This window comes from Parabacteroides sp. 20_3 (assembly GCF_964238835.1).
GTDB classification, from domain to species: domain Bacteria; phylum Bacteroidota; class Bacteroidia; order Bacteroidales; family Tannerellaceae; genus Parabacteroides; species Parabacteroides distasonis.
The window spans coordinates 179875-200736 of record NZ_CAXSNO010000005.1; the positions used below are offsets into that span (position 1 = coordinate 179875).

The 20862-nt window shown below is 44.9% G+C and carries 13 protein-coding genes; 3 read left to right on the plus strand and 10 right to left on the minus strand.

The window, feature by feature from the left end; translation table 11 throughout:
* Positions 1 to 4 precede the first annotated feature (4 nt).
* From ACESPU_RS12080 to ACESPU_RS12095, 4 genes are all read right to left on the minus strand, one after another.
* Positions 5 to 706 (minus strand): phosphatidylcholine/phosphatidylserine synthase, encoded by a 702-nt coding sequence (locus ACESPU_RS12080; RefSeq protein WP_048927943.1) that lies wholly within the window; start codon positions 704 to 706, stop codon positions 5 to 7.
* Positions 703 to 1365, minus strand: a complete 663-nt coding sequence (locus tag ACESPU_RS12085; RefSeq protein ID WP_005861238.1) for a phosphatidylserine decarboxylase family protein — start codon at positions 1363 to 1365, stop codon at positions 703 to 705. Before ACESPU_RS12085 ends, ACESPU_RS12080 begins: the two co-directional genes overlap by 4 nt.
* Positions 1366 to 1437: 72 nt before the next feature.
* The gene (locus tag ACESPU_RS12090; protein ID WP_005866800.1) at positions 1438 to 4605 is read right to left on the minus strand and encodes an exodeoxyribonuclease V subunit beta; all 3168 of its coding nucleotides are present in this window, start codon (positions 4603 to 4605) and stop codon (positions 1438 to 1440) included.
* Between the two features lie 12 nt (positions 4606 to 4617).
* Complete coding sequence (locus ACESPU_RS12095; RefSeq protein WP_008773880.1) at positions 4618 to 4962, minus strand: translation initiation factor; 345 nt, start codon at positions 4960 to 4962, stop codon at positions 4618 to 4620.
* Between the two features lie 183 nt (positions 4963 to 5145).
* Here ACESPU_RS12095 and ACESPU_RS12100 point away from each other — a divergent pair, with 183 nt between their 5' ends.
* Both ACESPU_RS12100 and ACESPU_RS12105 read left to right on the plus strand, forming a co-directional pair.
* Complete coding sequence (locus ACESPU_RS12100; protein WP_057326020.1) at positions 5146 to 6279, plus strand: 6-bladed beta-propeller; 1134 nt, start codon at positions 5146 to 5148, stop codon at positions 6277 to 6279.
* An 861-nt stretch (positions 6280 to 7140) separates the two neighbouring features.
* Entirely contained in the window at positions 7141 to 9447 is a 2307-nt protein-coding gene (locus ACESPU_RS12105; RefSeq protein ID WP_057326021.1) for a PAS domain-containing sensor histidine kinase, read from the plus strand.
* Here the strand turns inward: ACESPU_RS12105 and ispF are convergent.
* The 5 genes from ispF to ACESPU_RS12130 form a co-directional block, all read right to left on the minus strand.
* Positions 9416 to 9901, minus strand: coding sequence for a 2-C-methyl-D-erythritol 2,4-cyclodiphosphate synthase (ispF, locus tag ACESPU_RS12110; protein WP_005866785.1), 486 nt, complete (start codon positions 9899 to 9901; stop codon positions 9416 to 9418). The genes ACESPU_RS12105 and ispF overlap by 32 nt on opposite strands.
* 6 nt (positions 9902 to 9907) lie before the next feature.
* Positions 9908 to 11104, minus strand: a complete 1197-nt coding sequence (porV, locus tag ACESPU_RS12115; protein WP_057326022.1) for a type IX secretion system outer membrane channel protein PorV — start codon at positions 11102 to 11104, stop codon at positions 9908 to 9910.
* Positions 11105 to 11195: 91 nt separating this feature from the next.
* Positions 11196 to 14609 (minus strand): type IX secretion system sortase PorU, encoded by a 3414-nt coding sequence (porU, locus tag ACESPU_RS12120; protein ID WP_009018356.1) that lies wholly within the window; start codon positions 14607 to 14609, stop codon positions 11196 to 11198.
* On the minus strand, positions 14606 to 15220 hold the full coding sequence (locus tag ACESPU_RS12125) for a fumarylacetoacetate hydrolase family protein (protein ID WP_005861219.1): 615 nt from the start codon (positions 15218 to 15220) through the stop codon (positions 14606 to 14608). The genes porU and ACESPU_RS12125 overlap by 4 nt, the downstream gene beginning before the upstream one ends.
* Before the next feature lie 3 nt (positions 15221 to 15223).
* Complete coding sequence (locus ACESPU_RS12130; RefSeq protein WP_005866780.1) at positions 15224 to 15874, minus strand: redox-sensing transcriptional repressor Rex; 651 nt, start codon at positions 15872 to 15874, stop codon at positions 15224 to 15226.
* 337 nt (positions 15875 to 16211) lie between these two features.
* On the opposite strand from ACESPU_RS12130, the gene ACESPU_RS12135 reads away from it, so the two are divergent.
* Positions 16212 to 17051, plus strand: a complete 840-nt coding sequence (locus ACESPU_RS12135; protein WP_057326026.1) for a Bro-N domain-containing protein — start codon at positions 16212 to 16214, stop codon at positions 17049 to 17051.
* Positions 17052 to 17231: 180 nt separating this feature from the next.
* Here the strand turns inward: ACESPU_RS12135 and ACESPU_RS12140 are convergent, their stop codons facing one another.
* A complete protein-coding gene (locus ACESPU_RS12140) occupies positions 17232 to 20804 on the minus strand; it encodes a DUF6383 domain-containing protein (RefSeq protein WP_057326027.1) in 3573 nt (1190 codons plus the stop codon).
* Positions 20805 to 20862 lie beyond the last annotated feature (58 nt).

Sequence of the window (20862 nt, forward strand, 5' to 3'; positions counted from 1 at the left end):
TTGTTTATCCCTTTTTGTTAAAAATAGACAAGACTATATATAACAGGATGGTTCCAGAGATTCCCAAGAATCCCCATAACGCCACGAAAATAATGGCACAAGCGATCAATATATAGCGAAGCTCATTACCCTTCCACGCTAAGGATTTCACCTTCAGCGAGAACATCGGTATCTCAGACACCAACAGCAAGGAGGTAATAAACGCCAAGATAACAGTCACCAACACGAACAAGCCTTCATTCGCATGGACAACCGGTAAAACAGAATACCCCGCCGAAGCCCAAAATAAAGCATGCGCCGGAACCGGCAAGCCGATAAACGAGGTAGTTTGCCGTTCATCAATATTGAACTTAGCCAAACGCAAACCTGAAAACGTTGGGATCACGAACGCCAGATAAGGGATATACGTATTCAATGAGCCAAAAGGCAAAGCCGTAGAAGCCTCTCCCAACAACCAATAGACCACCATGCCCGGAGCGAAGCCGAAACTTACCATATCTGACAAGGAATCCAATTCCTTTCCCATCGGCGAGTAAGCCTTCAATAAACGAGCGGCAAAGCCATCGCAGAAATCAAAGACCGCGGCTATAATAATCCAAATCAACGCAGATAAAAGATTTCCGTGCAAGGCCATAACACTGGCGACACAACCGGACAGAAGGCTCAGACACGTAATTGTATTAGGAATATGTTTTCTTATACTCATTTTGACAAACGGGCTATAGGCGTTTGATTGCCTGTTACTTTTTGATCCATCTCTATTAACACCTCTGTTCCTACCGGCAGGTAGACATCCACGCGAGAACCGAATTTAATAAACCCCATTTGCTCGTCCACATGACATTTCTCTCCCGGCTTGGCATACGTAACGATGCGGCGTGCCATCGCCCCGGCTATCTGACGAGCCAAGACATCCACCCCGTTCCTCGTGGTGATAACGACCGCCGAACGTTCGTTCTCCGTACTACTCTTCGGCAGATAAGCCGCCATAAAACGCCCGTTCTGGTGGGAAACATGCTTAACGGTACCGTTTACGGGAAACCAATTGGCATGTACGTTGAAGATAGACATAAAGATAGATATCTGTAGGCACTTCTTATGAAGGATCTCGTTCTCCATCACTTCCTCGATGGCAACGATCGTACCATCGGCGGGAGCGATCACCAAGCCTTCCGAATCATAAGGAAACCGACGGAAAGGACTACGGAAGAAGTTTAATACCAATAGGAACAATACGGTAGAAACAAAAGCGACAGAATAAAACAGCATACCCTTACCTACCGTATGGTACAAAGTTATATTCACAATAAATAATATTGTAAACAACGTAAGCAGTAAACCGGTTCCTTCTTTATGTACTTTCATTCTTCTTTGACTGTATCGTTTTATACTAAGAATCTGCAAAAATATTCATTTTTACCGAATATCAAAAATATATCACTTATTCACTGCCTCTATTTTGCCTAACTCTACGTACCAAAGGTATCCATCGACCCGCTCGAAACCCATTTTACGAATTAATTGCAGGTAATTTCTTACCTGATTAGGATGGCGCTTATCTTGCCGTTCGCCAAATTTATAATCCACGACAATTACCTTGTTATCTTTTATCATCACCCGGTCCGGGCGTTTAGACAAGCCTTTACCGAACAGGATATCCACTTCATTCAAGACACGGGCGGAACCATCATACCAAGCCTTTACCTCCTCCGCTTGCAATAATTCTTCCAGACGGCTGATCAACTCCGCCGCTTCCTCCCGGTTAATCACCCCGGCTAACCGATAACTTTCGACCGAAGCGGGAATATCTTTCGGCGTACGTATCCGGCTCAATACCTCATGCATCAAGGTACCGTGCTTCCGCCTGGCATTATCGAAAAAGAATCCTTTCCCATGCAGGCGTAATTGTAAACGATCATCCGGGGAAACGGAATACAGGCGGCTCATGGGGATTTCCTCCAGGGTATCTTCTGCCGTTCTACCCGAAGCTGGATGCCACCATTCGCCCCTTTCAAAGGTATCATCCTCGATATCCGTCTCCACCCCCGCCCACAATAGATCGGCGATGGAAGTTATCTTCTCAACCTTACCTTCCTTGTTGATCTTCCTCGGACGGGGGGAGAATACGATCAGTTCTTCTTTCGAACGGGTAAAAGCGACGTATAAGGTGTTCAAGTTATCGATGAAAGCATGCAAGCGCTCCTTGAAATAATCCTTGGCGAAAATCGTGCTACTCAGGATCTGTCCGTAACGGACAGGAACTAAGTGCAGGCGGTCAAACGGCTTCTTCTCCGGGTGGCACCAAAGGATAACGGGCTTTGTCGGCTTATGGTCGATCTCCCAGTCCCCGAAAGGAATGATAACGACCTTAAAACCTAAGCCCTTGGATTTATGTACGGTCAAGATGCGGATAGCGTTTTGCCCATCCGGGGTAGCGATCGTCTTTCGATAACCGGTCTCGTCCCACCATCTCAAGAAACGGTTCAAATCCGCGCTTTCTTTTTGGGCGTACTCGGAAACCATATCCAGAAAGGCTTGCACGAATACCTGTTCCGTTTCCGGGAAGTAAGCGGAGAAGTTACGGAAGAGCCCTTCGGTTACCTCGTACAAGGATTGCCGGGAAATAGACTGAAGGTTTTGAGAAACAGACTTATCCGCCTCGCTCTCCCCGAATTTTCCGGTTAATACTTGATAGGCATACATCGCCAATTTCCTGTTCGTCTGGTCCTCCGGATTTCGCAAATAGCGCAATACGGCGATCAGGAAACGGACCGCCGGAGAACTACCCACAAACAGAGCATCATCGGAGATGATATCGTAATTGTACCGGTCGGACGGATGCTCTTCCTTATAGGCTAGCAACGTATCAGCCACTAAAGCGCCTTCTTGATTGGTACGCACGAGTATGGCGATGTCTTTTAGCGCGTAACCGTTATCCTGCAAGCGCTCCAAGGTAGCCGGCAAGCGCTCCATCGCCTCTTGCTCCCACTTCTTCTCCTCATCGCCGGACAAGAAATCGATCCGTACATGTCCGTCCTTCTTCTGGAAAGGGGGAGGGACACGCTGAATGCTCTTATCATAAGCGGTCATGATCTTCGTGAAAAAGGCCGTGCGTTCTTCCTCGTTTAATGAGGAGGTTTTCAACGCTTCATTATATAGATCTTGCAGGATTGCCGGAGCGGTGGTGAAGAACCCGTTATTAAACTCCACGATATGGCGGCAGCTTCGCCAATTATCCATCAGGGTTTCCTCACGGACCTGTTCCTCCTCGAAATCCCTGCGGACTTGCTCGTCCAATAGCTTCCAATCCGAGTTACGGAAACGATAAATACTTTGCTTCACATCGCCAACGATCAAGTTCGCCCTACCATTCGCCAGACTCTCCTCCACCAAGGGCCGGAAATTATTCCACTGCATGCCGCTGGTATCTTGGAACTCATCGATCATATAATGATCTACGTGCGTACCCGTCTTCTCGTAGATAAAGGGGGCGTCGCTGCCACTGATGACCTTATTCAGCAACTCGGTCGTATCGGCGATCAGCATCACATTCTTTTCTTCCCGGTAAGAGGCGATTTGCCGGGAGATATCGGTTAAGATCCCTAACGTATAATAATAACGCACGATCTCCCGGGCCGTGTTATAGGCCGTCAGGTTGGCGAACAGGGATACGATATTCTTTACGCAGGCATTCAACCCTTCCTCATATACACACCCGATGATCTGCCGGAGGCCCGGTGGAGTCGTCTTGGTCGTATAGGCCTCCGGATTATCCGGCAAAGTTTGGAATGTGGCAGTCGGCTCTTTCATCTCACCTCTCGCCAGCTTCTCGAAATAGAAAAACGGGGAACGGCTTCCCCCCTTAAAATCCGAGGGTTGTAACGCGAACTGTTTCAGCAACGCCACTCCCTCCTCTCCTAAACGTTTCGCCTCCGCCTCTACGGAGCGGATAATGGCGTATAGCTCATTCTTATAGGCATCTAGGGCCTGCTTATCCGCAATATCTTTACCGACCTCCTCGCTAAATGCCTTATAACTCTCCTTAAAGACCTCCCGGCTGAGCGACATGATATCCTTCCGCAAGCTCCAGCCGCCACCATCCTCGATCTTGTCCTCGGCGAAACGCAGCAGCCAACCTAGCAAATCCTTGCTCTCCGGCTTCTCCAGATCGGCCAGCAGGTTATCGATCGCCTCGGTCAAGACCAGTTCTTGGTCCATCTCGATGCCATAGCCGCCTTGCAAACCGATCTCGCGGGTAAAGGCACGCATCGTTTGCTGGAAAAAGCGGTCGATCGTACTGATATTAAAGGCGGAGTAATCGTGCAGGATAGCGACCAGAATCTTCCGGGCCTGCTCCCTCACCTGCCGCTCCGTCAAGGAATAGGCGGAAGAGAGTAGCTGGATATAATCGGACGCGCGGCCGGAAGCGAGGTGATAAAGTTCTTGAACGATACGGGTTTTCATCTCATCCGTCGCCTTATTCGTAAACGTCACGGCCAAGATCCGGCGGTAAGCGCCCGGCTGGGAGAAGAGTAACATCAGGTACTCCCCTGTCAATTTATGCGTCTTGCCCGCCCCGGCAGAAGCCCTATAGATTGTTAGCATAGCGATCGGGGATTAGATCGTACGGCTTTTCGAATAGCCCTCTTTCCGGAGGATATCCAACACCTTGGCACGCAGGTCCCCTTGGATGATTATCTCCCCGTCCTTCGCGGAGCCGCCTACGCCGCATTTCACTTTCAAGAGTTTCCCCAAGGCGGTCAGATCCTCGGAAGTACCCCGGAACCCGGTGATCAAGGTAACCATCTTCCCTCCCCGGTTCCGTTTGTCCAAGGATATGCGCAAAGCTTGTTTCTCCTTCGGCAACGTATCTTCCTCCTCCGTATCTCCCGTATTATATTGAAAATCGGGATTCGTGGAGTACATCACGCCTAATCGATCTTTCCAGTCGTTATCCTTCATATATACTATTGTTTTTAATGGTTCAAAGCTACGGATTTATCCCGAAATAGGCAAACAAGCATTTCTTTTCTCCCAATGATGTTTTTCGGGGAAATAAAACACGTCTTTTTGTGACCCAATATTATAATTTATTTCTTACGTTTACATATTCTAATTTTGGTTTCACTTAAATCTAGCAATAAGATGAAGAGTAGTTTGATTTACTATTCAGCGATATCCATATTTTTCTTTCTTTCTTGTACGGGATCTAAAGAAAAGAGAAATATGGAATCAGATATCATCACCGTGAATCTGGAAAGGAGAGATAAGATCTCCACAAAAGACCTATTCTCCGATATCCAAGTCATCCCACTGGAGACAACGCCGGAATCGCTGATCCGTGATATAACCCAGATCAAGTTTTTTGAGGACCGATATTATATCCATGATTATCGAAGATCCCAAATCTTCGTTTTCGACCGGGAGGGACGTTTCCAATTCGCGCTTAACGAAAAAGGAGACGGCCCGGGGCAGTACCTAAATCTATCTGATTTCGCGATCGATACAGTCCGCAGGAATCTTGTAGTACTCTGCGCCGTCAGCAACGCTCTCTTTTTCTATGACCTAGGGGGTAAATTCATCGAGAAAAAGAGACTTCCGGATATTACTGGAACCTACAATTCTTTCCAGTTCCAAAACAAGGATACGATCGCTTTCTTCACCTATGATAATGACAATCGCCTGAAGTTCTATTCCCTATCAAGAAATAAGATAATCGATGAATACTTCCCGGAAGAGAGAAAAGATATATTTTGCAGGGGTGTATTTCCATTCCCACACGCTCTCCGCAGATCTTTGACTAACACGATTTATTCACTTTCAGGAGCGACCTTGACTGAGCTTTATCGCTGGGATTTCGGAGATTTAAACAATGACATTGAGAATTTAAAGTTTCGTCCCAATATGAGCAAGCAAGAACAAATCCAATACGTAAAGGACGCCTATTCCTCCAAGAGCGTAAATTATGTAATAGATTCACAAGGGCAAAACAGGAGATACCGATATGCCATGGTTGTCCGTAAAAACAAATACATCCACTTGTTCTATAATAGGGAAAAACATGATTTGCTTCAATTCGAGCGAACCAAGGAAGGCTTGCAACTTTACCCGATCTACTTCGGAGAAGACTTCATCCTTTGTACCCCGGAAGGAGGGCTTCCACTAAATGATCTATTTCCCGAGAAGCTAAGAAATGAGGATCAGCAAAGAATCATTCAATCGCACTCGGAAGAAGAGAATCCAATCTTAGTAAAATATGTTTTCAAAAATGAAGAGTAACCAGAATACTTCTTCCTTCCACCCACAAAAAAAACTCTGCCGGATCAGCGCCTCAAACACTCGATCTGGCAGAGTAAACCTCAAATTCAATTATCTCTTAGCGAAATCAATAATCATTTTTCTTTTATACTTAAAATTCAAGTCTCCATCATCCGCATGTACAATCCAATCCCCCCCAACAAGATAATTAGAATAGATACACATTTTTTCATTTTCTTGTGTTTTTAGATTGATATAATAAGATTATGCTCACAATTCAGCGGAAATAGACTTAGAAAAAGTACGGTTGCAAGTTCGTGAAAAAAATATTAATACAGCAAAATAAATCAATCATATTCAAGAATAATTTCCATTTTCAAAACTCATCATAAAGATTTATCGAATGAACCTTTAATATCTAACACACTAGAACACCATATGCCGCTATCCAGAGATATGGAATATCTTTTGTTATTGTACACATTATATGTTTCCTTAGAATAGATACCCTAATAATCATGATTACTATCTATAGTAAACCCGATCTACTATACATAGTAATTCAAAATACTATGGATAGAAATTCGAAGAGACCAAGTCTCGTTTACATAAATAGTTAAATATCAATATTATGCAATTATAACAGGTAAAAAACAGACTTATTGTATATTTTTTCGAAATAAAATTCAGTACGATTGTCCAGCGCAAAAATATTATACGCCACCAAACATCATATGTCTCAACGAGGAGTCGCACACGTATCCGTATCAAAACCATTATTTTATGAAGATGACAGACAAAGCCTTTGCTTTATAAAAGCGGATTCACTACATTTGCTACAAAATTTTCTATTGATGCTTATATCGCTTAGAATCATCGACCATGAAAAATACAATTCCTCTCATATTACTTTTATTTTGTATCCATTTGGGCGTGGGCGCACGACCCTCAGAAGGCAAGTCGATCGTCGTACTGCACTCCATCAACTTCGAGGAAAGCTGGACGAAACAGACCTATCTTGATATAGAAAATAAATTCGGGAAGGAAGGGTTTACCGTAAAGGCGATTCCCTTACAGATCCCCGGAATCCGCACGATGGAAGGTTTTCAAGAGAAGAGAAAAATGATCCTAGAGAGAGTACCTGTGCCACCCACCTTAGTCGTATGCATAGGAGATCCCTCTTGGCTTATCACCCGCCCGTTGTTTGACAAGGAATGGAAAGATGTTCCCTCTATCATCTGCTATGCCAGAGATAATATGTACCCGAAAGAAGAATATCTGATAGATCTGGATACCAACGCGCTCGAGACCTTAACCCCCATCACGGACGTAGTAAAAGGCTATAACGCCACTTTTATAAAATACTCAGTCTATATCAAGCAGACGATCGAGCTAATCAAAAAGCTACAACCGGGATTAACCAAGCTGGCCTTTATTTTCGACCATCGTTATATAAGTCAGCAAACGAAAGCGGATGTGGAGGCCGTGCTACGGAAAGATTTCCCGGGCATCCAATTCGAGCCGCTGTCTACGACTTCCATTTCCACCGAGAACTTATTGGACAGGTTGGCCCCTTTCGACAATAAGACCGGCGTCCTTTATTACTCATGGTACAGGACCCAGAAGGACAACGAGAATCGTTACCTAGTCGATAACGTCCAGAAAATGATTAACAGCTTCTCAGTTCCCCCCGTCTTTACCTTGCAAGACGTACAAACAAAAAACGGGAATTTCGCCGGGGGATATTATGTTTCTCCGGAGGATTACGCGCAGGTGACGGCCAACACGATCGAAATGATCCTCTCGGGAAAAGATAGCAAAGAAATCTCTACCCTGACTTCGGGAACCCCGAAGACTTACCTGAATTACCAACACCTATTGCTTCACCAAATCGATCCCGGCTTATATCCCCCAAACGCCACTTATTTCCAAGAGCCTCCCGGTTTCTTTCAGAAATACAAGGTCCATATCATAAGCCTACTCGTCATTCTGGTGTTATTGATAACGATAGGGATATTACGGGTACACCTCTTTATCCAAAAGCAAAAGGGCAAAGACAAGGAACTACGAATCGCACGCCAAGCGCAGGACTTAAACCAGAAATATCAACTCGTCTTGAAAGCCAGCAACATGATGACATGGACGTGGGACGTAAGAGCCGAGATCATAGAGTGCAATAATGTCTACCTCACCCAAAGATCCGCCCGTGACAAAGGCGTAAACGGGATATTCAAGATGTCGCCCGATGAGTTCTATAGCGGCGTGTACCCGGATGACCTAGACCGGCTCCGTGATAAGATGGAAGCACTTGCCTCCGGCGAGGGCCAACCGGTAGATGAGGAAATCCGCTACCTAGACGATACGGGGGAAAACTATATATGGATAGAAATTTACGCCATCACCGGCAAGACCGATCCCGTCGGTAAACCTATCTACCTGATCGGGGGAACTGCCCTGATCCACCAACGCAAGCTGATGGAGCAGGAATTGAGGGACAAAGCGAAGGTAGAGGAATCCAACCGGTTGAAATCCGCCTTCCTAGCGAACATGAGCCACGAGATACGTACCCCGCTGAACGCTATCGTAGGGTTCTCGAACCTGCTCGCCCAAACAAACCCCTCCGAGGAGACAAAAGAATTTTGCGAGATCATCGAGACGAACAACGAACTTCTCCTTCAACTCGTGAACGATATTCTGGATCTATCAAAGATTGAGGCCGGGCAAATGGATTTCATCTATTCCGAGTTCAACGTATCCACGCTATTCCGGAGCTTATACCAGACCTTCCAAAGCCGGGTGAAAGACGGTGTCACTCTCTATTGCGAGATACCCGAACAGGATTGTGTTATCTATTCCGAGAAGAATCGCTTGACCCAAGTGATCACCAACTTCCTCACAAACGCCTGTAAGTTCACGTTCCAAGGGTCTATCCGCATGGGATACAAGGAGAGGGAAGATGGATTATACTTTTACGTAAAAGATACCGGAAAAGGTATTGAGCGGAAGAACCTCCCGCACGTATTCGAGCGTTTCGCCAAATTCGATTCCTTTATCCAAGGAACCGGACTCGGGCTATCCATTTGCCAAACGATCCTAGAGAATCTTCACGGGAAGATCGGCGTAGAGTCGGAAGAAGGAAAAGGGAGTACTTTTTGGTTTACGATCCCATGCGCTGTATCAACACCGTAGCGTAAGCCGAGATCCCTTCCTGCCGTCCGGTGAAGCCCAGCTTCTCCGTGGTGGTGGCCTTGATAGAAATATCCTCCTCGTCCACGTTCATGACCTCGGCCAGCGTTTTCTTCATCAGAGGGATATGGGGATTCAATTTAGGGCGTTCGGCGGCTACGGTGGCATCGATATTACCCAACTCATAGCCCGCGTCTCTCAAAAGCTTCATGGTGTCACGAAGCAATATCTTGCTATCAATGTTCTTATATTCACCTGCCGTATCCGGGAAATGATAACCGATATCCCGCATATTGGCCGCTCCCAGTAAAGCGTCACAGACCGCATGGATCAGCACGTCCGCATCGCTATGTCCCAATAGGCCCAACGTATGCTCGATCTTAATCCCGCCCAGCCATAATTCCCGGTCCGGCACCAAGGCGTGGACGTCATAACCAAAACCTACACGTATCTTCATACCCATTTATCTGAAAAGGTTCTTGATTCCATCCATATCGAACGACAAGGAGAAGCGCAATGTCTGGTCCAACGGGTTACTCTGTACCGTACTGATCAGATAAGCGGCATCCAACTGGAAAACACTCATGCGGAAACCGGCACCGACCGAGAAATACTGACGGTTTCCCTGATATTTATTCTCATAGTAATAACCGCCACGAACAAAGAACTGCTGATTGTAATTATACTCCAGACCGATAGAGGCCATAATCTCCTCCAGCTCGCCCTTGAAGCCATTCGGCGAGTCACCGAATGATTTGAAGATACCGGTGATGGGCGACATGTTGTTGTAATCCTCTTTCCTCTTATTGAAATCGGCCTCATCCTCCCCGCTATCCTGCCGAGGCTCGACAGGAACCAAGTACTTACTCAAATCCACGTAGATACCGATCTGGTTATAATCATCGATCGGGTAGAGCAAGCCGGTACCTACCTTCAGCGTCGTAGGCAAGAACTGGTTCGTATTTCCACCATCGTAAGAGACCTTCGTACCGATATTGGAGACATTAAAACCAAAGCTCCACAGGCACTCGCTATTCCCTAAGATCACGTATTTCTCCAGATAACCGGCGATATCGGCGGCAAAAGCGTTATCCGGAACCATATCCGCATCCGACGAGGCACCCATGTCCGAACGAATATAGCGCAAGGCGACCGCCATAGAGAACACATCCGATAATTTACGGCTATAACTTACATCAAAAGCCATCTCATAAGGATTCAATATGAGCTGATTACCCATTCCTCCATCCCGGCTTTCCTGTACTTCTCCTAAAGAGAAATAACGCAAAGAAGCTCCGATCGCCTGCATATCGCTATCGCCTAATTTATAATAACCGGCCAGATACGCTAAAGCCACATCATTCACCAATTTACGTAACCAAGGCGTATAGGACAAGGCGACTCCGGCCTTACTATAGCTAAAAGCATACTTAGCCGGGTTCCAGTATTGGGAATTCACATCCGGCGTAGTAGCCACACCGTTATCACCCATAGCACCTCCGCGAGCGTCGGGCGCGATAGACAAAGACGGTATCGCCGTATTAATCGGGGCGAATTTATGTTTAACATCGTCTGCGCCTCCTTGGGCATATAAAGCCGTAAATGCCGTCAAAAAGCTGAAAACCGCTAGTAACAGACTGAATCTTGAAACTCTTACCATATATTCTATTCTAAAAATACATTTACATTTATCATTCCTAGAGGGTAATAAACATACCCCCATGCTTATTATAAACTAATTACCCGATACTTTATTGTGCGAGAATGATTAATTTATTCGCTTTCGTCGCCTCTTTCGAGTTATTCGTACTAATCGCCGCCCGATACAGATAAACTCCCGGGCGCAACCGCCTGCCACCGTTATCCGTCAAGTTCCAAGTTACGATATAAGCCTTAAACAACTCGGAGGAACCGCTCTTCTCGGTACTCCATAGGAACTTACCGGTCATATCATAAACCATAACCGTCACCTTTAAGTTCGACTCCGGACGATTGTGATGCAGAAAGAATTCCACTTGATCCCGTGCCGGATTCGGGGTGGCATACATCTCGATCAGATTAGGTTTCAACCCTTCCGCCACCTCAAAAGTAAAGGTATAGGTCGTGGAGTTATTTAAGATATCCCACACCTTAAACTCGGCCGTATGCATTCCCGGCTCCAGCTCGGGGATGGAGAACTGGACAAGTCCTTCCCCTTCTTTATCGGGTAATAGTGCATAGTAATTATTCAAGTTATAACTCATGGAAGGCATACTGTCGACCGTCAGCATGATATCATGCCCTACACTACTACCTGTTATATTCACACCGCTCTTGTCCCACAGCCTAGCGACAAAATAAGGAGTCGTATTCACTTGATCACCCTCTACAAAACTAGAATCATTCAAGTAAATCTGCCGGATCTCAGGGCCGATCGTATCTGCCTCCGCATTATCAGCGGTACCGCCAACGATATAATTCAAGAAAGATCCTTGTGCCTCATGCTTGTTCACCTCATCCGAGGCGTAGAGATTCAGTTTTCCCTGCTTATTCGAATAAGAGATATCTTTCGGTACCATAAATGTAAAACTAAATTTTCCTTGCCGTACCGAATCTTGCCCGATATAGATCGTATTCGGGTAATCTGTGTAAGAGAAGCGGACCGTATCTCCTTTTTCATTCGTATTATTGCCCAAGGTGGTCAATGAAGCTTTACTATCCAGCACCGTAGCATTTAGGATACCGGTAAAATCGTTAGCCAAGCCCTCTTTCGTATCTAAGATCTCTCCCTCCACCGTTATTTTCTCCAAAGCCTTAAACGTAAAAGGCTCATCTGATATGGCCTTGCCGTTCACGGCTGTCACTTGCGCCTTATACTCCGGATAGGAGATTCTCAAAGCAGGGTCACCTATCAAAATAAAATTAAGTTTATTGATACCAGACAGTTTCCGCTTGGTCTCCATCATGGCCTCGCCCAAGGTACGGGCCCGTCCGTCACTCTCCCTCTCAAAGAGATTGCGGTAAAGTTCCTTATTCAGTGCCGAGTTACCGCTAGATACAACCACACGGGTTGTCGTAAACAATGCGATCCCTCCACTTTTCGCATTCAAGAAAACAGATTCTCCCGCCGAGGTATTCACGTCATCGAAACGGGTAAAATCGCAAGTCGCCGTCACCCAAATGGGTAGTTTCGTATAAGTAGATTGTAAGATATCCGTCTGTGTCCACACGTATTCGTCAGACCAAGCGGTCGTATTACCATGCCCCGTATAGTTAATCAACAGTTGCCCTTTCTTCAATAATTCAGAGATCCGCTTACGTACATCCGGATACGTTCCGCTATTATCTCGCTTAAACGCATCGAAATAAACTTTATTCGTTAGGAAAGCCCCATGATTTTCCTCTATAAACCGGGCCAGCTCATCAGCTTGTTCCGCATGACTACTCGTATAGTGATCCGCATTGTTACCATCATCCGCCACGAAGGTGATTTGGTTTTTCCAGCCGCCTCTGTCCTCGTTCCGCATATAACCGATTACCTTATCTACCATTTGGGTAGCCTCCGTTACCGTCCGCACGGGGAAACGTCCTACACCTATGCAAATACTGTTCGGCTTATCAAGTGCCTCCTCGGATACATTATCCAATAGCCCATAATAATCATCCGTTACATACGAGAAATTAGAATTATAGAACAATCCTGAATATTCAAACAAGGACGCTCTCGACTGATAGGTCAGCAACATATTATCCCTTGCTATATTTTTCACGTCCGAGCAAATTCCCCGGTTGTCGTAAATACCATCGCCAAACAATAACAGGTATTTTGGAGCGTTACCGGCAGACACGCTACGATCGTAGAACATTTTCATGAACCGGCGGTAAGCGGTAGCGTCAGGCGCACCGCTTGAGAACTCATTATAAATCGACTGAGGATCCACGACTTCCACGGTCAATCCGTCTGTTGCCCGGTGTTCCTCCGCCAACCGTTCCGCTTGCGTTTGGAAAGCTTTAGCCGCTATGATGATCATGTCTTTTTGCTCCAAGGCATGTAGGTTTTGATTCTCCACCTCACCGACAACCTCCGGAGAGATAAAGCTCTGATCCGTCCGTACCAAAACGAACTCCCGTAAGGTACCGGCAGGAATAGAGAAAGTAAGTTCGGAGCCATTCAATTCCGTCTCCATCAGTCTTACCCGCTGAGCATCCGTCACATCAAAGACCAAGGTATTCGCGTTTGCGCCCTGTACCACGAACCGGGAAACATTTCCGATAGAAGCTATACTACGAAAAAAAGTATAGGCCCCATACGGCTGCAAAGTCCTCTTAAAATGTAACCGAACGTAATTTAACCGTACATTGTTATGAGAAGCCGAATTATAAGACACGACCACACTGTTTTTCTCACTCTTCTCGCCTTTCCATACCGCCGTGCTTACCCCTTCTAGCGCCTTCACATATTCCTCTCTATTCGAGCGGATCGAAACGTCCAGAACATTAGACTGATTAATACTCAAAGAAGCGACTCCCGTACCGGAAGTGACTTTGGATACAAAGCTCATGGTTACCTTAGCGTCTTCATTCGTGATTCCCGGAATTGAAGAGAATGTTGATAGGGTTCGGGGGGTAGCTCCGCTAAAATCTTCCCCATACAGCTCCCTACCCGATTTCGCCAACGATACTAATTCTTGCTCATGCACCAAATAATCATCGTAAGTCGTGATCCGATTAGTCGCGCCACTCGCTTGAGCCACGGAAGTCATATCATTCGTCGGAGTGGCATCGGTCACAAAATAATAGCCATACAATGAATAAGGATTATTCGTATGCACGAATGTCTGGCTCGACGAGTCATACTCCCATTTAACCGGCCCTTTCCCGTAGAATAACAGGTAATCACTCCCACGCCAAACCGGTGTAGAAGGGACATCATCGATATATTCCTTACTGAAATCCTCATCCAAGGGCCATCCTCCATAGCCATGGACAGAGACTTTCGATGGGTCCGAGAAACCCATATTCTTCAAATCCGCATAGGATAATTTGTAGATTCCGGTCTTATCCACCCGGATCTTCACCCATTTCCCCTCCGATAACAGGGATTTAGAAGCATAACGGCTACCATCCGCCCATGTATATGAGCAAAGTAATAAACCTATAATGAATATATATATTAATCTTCTCATCTCACATAAAAATCCAGAAGCTTCCGCTCGCCAAGATATCCCTCCAGATGATCGTCGATCTTCACGGGACCTACGCCAGCAGGTGTTCCGGTATAAATCAAATCGCCTATTTTCAGCGTAAAGAAGCGACTTACGTACGCAATAATCTTATCTACCGAAAACAGCATATTCGAGGTATTGCCTTCCTGTACCTTCGAGCCATTAATATCCAGATGGAACGGAAGCCGGTTTACATCCCCCGCTTGCTCCAGCGGAATAAAGGTCCCGATCACAGCCGAATTATCAAACGCCTTACTAATCTCCCACGGTAATCCTTGCGCACGCAATTTATTTTGCAAATCCCGTGCCGTGAAATCAATACCGACCGTAACCTCATTGTAATAACGATGAGCGAAACGCTCGGCTATATTTTTCCCCAAACGGTCTATCCGTACCACGATCTCCGTCTCATAATGAACTTCCGATGAAAAATCCGGAATAAAAAACGGTTTCCCATCTTTCAACAAAGAGGAGTCCGACTTCATAAAAATAGTAGGCTCTGATAATTCTAACGAATGATGCAGCTCTTTATTGTGAGCGGCATAGTTCATTCCAACGGCGATAATCTTCATATTTTAGTGATTCATTGAGTTCAATCGATTAAACATAACAGCTAAATGCGCATACATAGAAGTATTCTGGACTACGATATGTTCCGGCACCCGTATACGGAAGGGGGTAAAATTCCAAAGAGCCTTGATTCCTCCCTCGATAATCCGGTCTGTCACCTCCTGCGCTTTCTCCACCGGCACGGTGATCACCCCGATCGTCGCGCCATATTCTTTCTGCTTGGCAGGAAAATCATCCATATGAAAAACGGGAATGCCATTAATCATGCTCCCGTCCAAATCCTCACGAACATCAAAGCCCGCCACGATCTCCAATCCATATTGACTCAGTCCGGTGTCATGCAACAAAGAAGCGCCCAGACTCCCTACCCCAAACAGAAATGCCTTATGCTGGGATGTAAAACCGAGGAAATCCTCCAGTACGTCAACCAATGCGTTAATATCGTATCCCACTCTCGTCTTCCCGGAGATATTCACAAAAGAGAGATCTTTAGCGACCTGACTAGGATCTACATTTATCTCCTTAGCGATCTGGGTGGATGAGATAAACGTTTCCCCTTTTCCTTTCATCAACTTTACAAACGCAAGATACCACGGCAACCTCCTTAACGTAGGTTCCGGCACTTTCCATGCCTGTTTTATATCATCGCTGGCCATTGTCTAATTTTCCTATTCATGTATAACATTCGTGCAAGCTTGCAAAAGTACAAAATTAAAAAGATTCACCAAAAAAGCCCCGATCGAGAAACTGTATTTAACTACCACCTTAACAGTGGTCTCACATTCAACAATCACGGCTTCGATACCGGCAAGTATGACGATCCTAGCGTTGTCGGTAATAAAAACTGTCTCTACGATCCTTTTTCCCGTATAAACCTGGGAGGCATTCGAATCTTTTGTATTTTTACGCAAAAGTTTCGAGATATCCAAAACCATAGCACAGATTTAGGTATCATCCACTTTTAACTAAAGTGTTCACACAAAAACTTCAATTATGACAAAGAAAGAAGCTATCAAGATTTTCGAAGAGAAAAAAGTACGTACAGTCTGGGACGATGAAACAGAGGAATGGTTTTTCTCTATAGTAGACGTTGTAAGTATCCTCACCGAAAGTGTGGATGGAAGGAAATATTGGAATAAACTCAAACAAAGGCTAAAAGCTGAAGGTAGTGAGTTGGTGACAAATTGTCACCAACTGAAATTACCTTCTACCGACGGGAAATACTACAAAACCGACGTAGCTACGACAGAACAGCTGTTCCGGCTTATCCAATCCATCCCGTCTCCTAAAGCAGAACCTTTCAAGTTATGGATGGCCCAAGTGGCAAAAGAGCGATTGGATGAAATGCAAGACCCCGAGTTAACGATAGATCGAGCCATGAGGGAATATAAAGCGTTGGGGTACTCGGATAATTGGATTAATCAACGCCTTAAAAGCATCGAGATACGCAAGGACCTAACCGATGAATGGAAACGGCACGGACTACAAGAGGGTATTCAGTTCGCTACCCTTACAGATATCATCTATCAAACGTGGGCCGGTAAAACTTCCAAAGAATATAAACAATTCAAAGGTCTGAAAAAAGAGAGCTTACGAGACAATATGACCAATACGGAACTTGCTCTTAATATGCTTGCCGAAGCAGCTACCACTGAATTGTCCAAAGAAAAGAATCCGCAACATCTCGAAGAACACGAAGTTATCGCCAAACAAGGAGGAAAAGCAGCAGAGGCCGCCCGCAAACAACTTGAAAGCGATTTAGGCCACTCGGTAATCTCTCCCCTCAACGCTAGAACCGGATTGAGACTTAAAGATAAAAACGACAAAGAATAGGCAAAAAGCCCCGATCGAGAAACCGACCGGGGCTTATTCTTTTTCCGCTTTCTTGCCTCACGGAAATACTGACGGAGAGCTTTAATTTTTTACTTTAGTATTAATATCCCCGCATGTTCAACCTCTCGGTTTACTTGAAGACGAATCTCCGCACGGGAATTTTAGAATTATATATCTTTATTATTTAACTACCACCTTAACAGCTTCCTCACCATCAACAGCTACGGCTACGATACCAGCAGGTACGGCGATTGTAGCGTTATCAGATGTAAGAATAGTCTCAGCAACTACCTTACCTAAGATATTGGTGATTACTACAGACTTACCAGCTGCGCCTTGGATAGTCACGGCACCGTTAGTAGCTACTACAGATACGCCTTCTACGGATACCTCATCATTAGAAGTTACCATATCATCCTTTTCTGTCGGGCGAACAGCATTGAAGATCAAAGCACCGTCAGAACCAGTCTTAGCCGCATCAAATTTAGAATCACCACGAGTCAATACCAAGCAACCATTCTGCATCTTCAACCATGCGGCATATTCAGGAGCGATTGAGCCAGACTGAGCCTCTTGGAAGCCCTTTGTTGCTTTTCCGTCAGTAGAAACACCTGCTACTGTTGCATTTGTAGACTTATAGCCTGTTTTCTCATAGATGTTAGATTCGAACAAGAACTCATTGTTCACACCTTCACCTTCGCCTCCTTCAATATAAGCCTTGGCAGCCTCTAACGGATTTACATAACGGAATGACCAAGTTACGTTCTTGTGATTATCACCAGTTAAGTCAACAATGAAGCGCTCGCACTTCGTTGCCTTATAGTTAGCGAAGATCTCAGCGGTATCAATCTTAGCTGGTTCAACTTTCTCGAAACCATTCGTTAATACGACTAAAGAATCGCCAACCTTAATAGCTCTCACGAATCCTACGCGAGTGTAACCACCCTTGATATCCATGTATGGAGCTTCCATGTCATTAACCATAGCGGAGTCACCGAAACTTACCAAATACTTACCATACGTGAAGCCTAAGGTCTTGTGAGTAGCATGAACACATTCGTATGGATCCGTTGTCGGAGTTCCGTCCGGCTTGATGTGAGGACCAGCCTCAGTACAAGGATGAGTCACGATGTTCAAATCTTGATCTTGACGATCAACAGAGATCAAGTATTGTGGTTTGATATAACCTTTACCACGATTTACCCAAGCCGTATCAATATTGAACACCAACTTACCTTTTGCTTTATCCCGGTTCCAGATACCTGCGTAATCAACGGTTTCTGAAGTCAAGTTAGGATTCCACTCATCCATCAAGTATTCTTGACGGATCTTCTCAACGAAAATCAAGCTATCAGCAGCATCGTCGGCCTTCTCACCTATGACGGCATTGTTGAAACGGCGATACAACGGGGTCTTATCTGCTTCTACCGTGAAGGCAGATGTACGAGTCTCGTTCAAGATCTGAACTTTCAATACGGCGCTCTTACCGTCATCAGCAGTACCAACCTTATGAGTTGCCTTGTCAAACTCAGCACTTACGCTTTGGATGATAGCACCAGCCCACTTATAATTAGAAACTGAAACGTCTTGGCCTTGCGCATCTACATATTTCACAACTTCGCCTTTGTCATTCTTTACCTCGTAGGCATAGATAACTTTTCCATCAGAAGCTACCCATTTCGGAGCAGACTCTACAATCGCATAGAAATGTTTAGCATTATAATGATTATTTTCCTTGAAGAAGAATGTATCAACAACATAAGGAGTTACCTTATAATTATTAACACCCATAGAGTACTTCTCACCGTAAGCCTCAACCAAAGACTTCGCACCGTCTACAGTCTTGACTACATAGTTCGTTCTCTCCAAACGTGCGATGCCTAAACGAGCCAATGCTTTACCTTCCGGAGTATCCTTATCTTTACCGTAACCATAACCGTATCCGGCAGTAGAACCTTCTTCCAACATGTAGCGGCTTGCCGTTTCTTTCACATAGTTTACAGAATCCTTATCTGCTCCGTTGGCCATCCAATAGCTATCCGTAAACGGATTCAAATAGTTAAATACATACTTATTAACCAATAAAGAATCTGTCGGGATATAACGATAGCCTAATTTCTTATCACCTAAGATATTCTTATCCGTGATACGAGTGAAAGTAGCTTTATTCAAGACTTTATCAATAGTAGTACCCACTGCCGTACCTATGATATCACCATCCTCATTTAAAGTTAATTGAACAGAATTCGCATACAATTCGGGGAACTCACGGTTAACGAACTTTACAGGAGAAGTAGCCTTTGCCTTATCTGCCGTATAAACCTTTGTTACAACCCATTGATAAGCTGGCATGTGCATCGGATCTTGCTCATCCAAAGTAATCCATTGAGCCTCGTTCGCAGCATTGTTATCATTTAAGTGGATAGGAGCGGCCAAAACTTGTCCCTTATCATTCTTGATAATATACAAACCCTCGTCCAAGGATGTCTTGTTATTAGATGCGACACAACCATTAATACCGAAACTAATCTGTGTATTGATAGCCTTGGTACCGATCGTGACAATACGATCGGCTACCGTATAGTTTTGTAACTTAACGAATAATTGATCCGCATCGGAGTTTGCGTCTGCCGCCTGTTTGCCATCGCAATAAATATCATGGTAGTTTGAACCATATTTCACTTTGGTGGCATCTTTCCAATACCCTCTTTCAGCGGTAGGTTTCTGCGTATCCCTAACACGAGCTTCTTTTACTTGAATAAACAAGCTATCAGCAGAAGGACGATAAGTGAATAGGAACTTATGTTGCTGTGAAATATCATCCGCATCACCCGTTACCGTAAGCGCATCTGCATATTTCTCAACATTCGTATCAGACCATCCGAATTTCAAGAACTCGATACCCACACCGTTAGCGGCTGTATCGACCTTCAAGTAAGTCTTCTTATCTTTCTCGTCTTTCTTAACGACATAAACGAAATTCTTTCCATCAGCGGTTACACCATCGGCCACCTTTGCTTCAATTTGAGAAGCAGAGAATGGGTTGACATCCGCATTAGCATCCAAATGGAAATTCAATACGTCTTTGTTGTTTTTCAAATAAGCGTTGATCTCATTAGCGCTCAATACATAAGTACCGGCGTTCCAAACAGTAAATTTCAATGCACCTTGAGCGTCACCTGTTTTGTCCTCGGCATCAGAAGCCATTACTTTTTTAGCTTTAACCTCATCGCCTTCACCAAACAAAATATAAGCATAATCGGAATCGATGTAAGTAAACAACTCCTTATCGGGTCTTAAACCACCCTTAGTTGGATCTTTCTCGTAACTACTCTTTGTCCAAGTTGAAGAAAAAGCCCAACCACCGAAAGAAGAACCTACATTGCTTGTCTCTGTATCAAATGCCAAAATAGCGCCAGTCTTCTTATTGATGAAATCGAAGATAGGGTTCTTTCCTTGGCTCTCTGTCTCAGTGATAGAGATACACCATAAAGAAGATTCAACATCCGTAAGATCAGAAGGAGCAACCAATTTGTACTTATCATTTTCCACGATAAGGACTTTGTCGTTTGCTTTCAATTGGAACATTCCTTTAGGAGTGGCAGACTCAAAATAGGGTACTGCCGCCGCCCCCACTCCTGAAATAGAAGTAAGAGCATCAATATGCTGAGCCTGTGCAGGAGTTTGAGCATTCAATGTGAATGCGGAAACCAGCAGACCAGCACACAAAAGTGTAGAAAACTTTTTGTTCATAATACTGAAATTAATATTAATACTAGTGTTTATTAAGATAATCAAATACTTAGTCCTA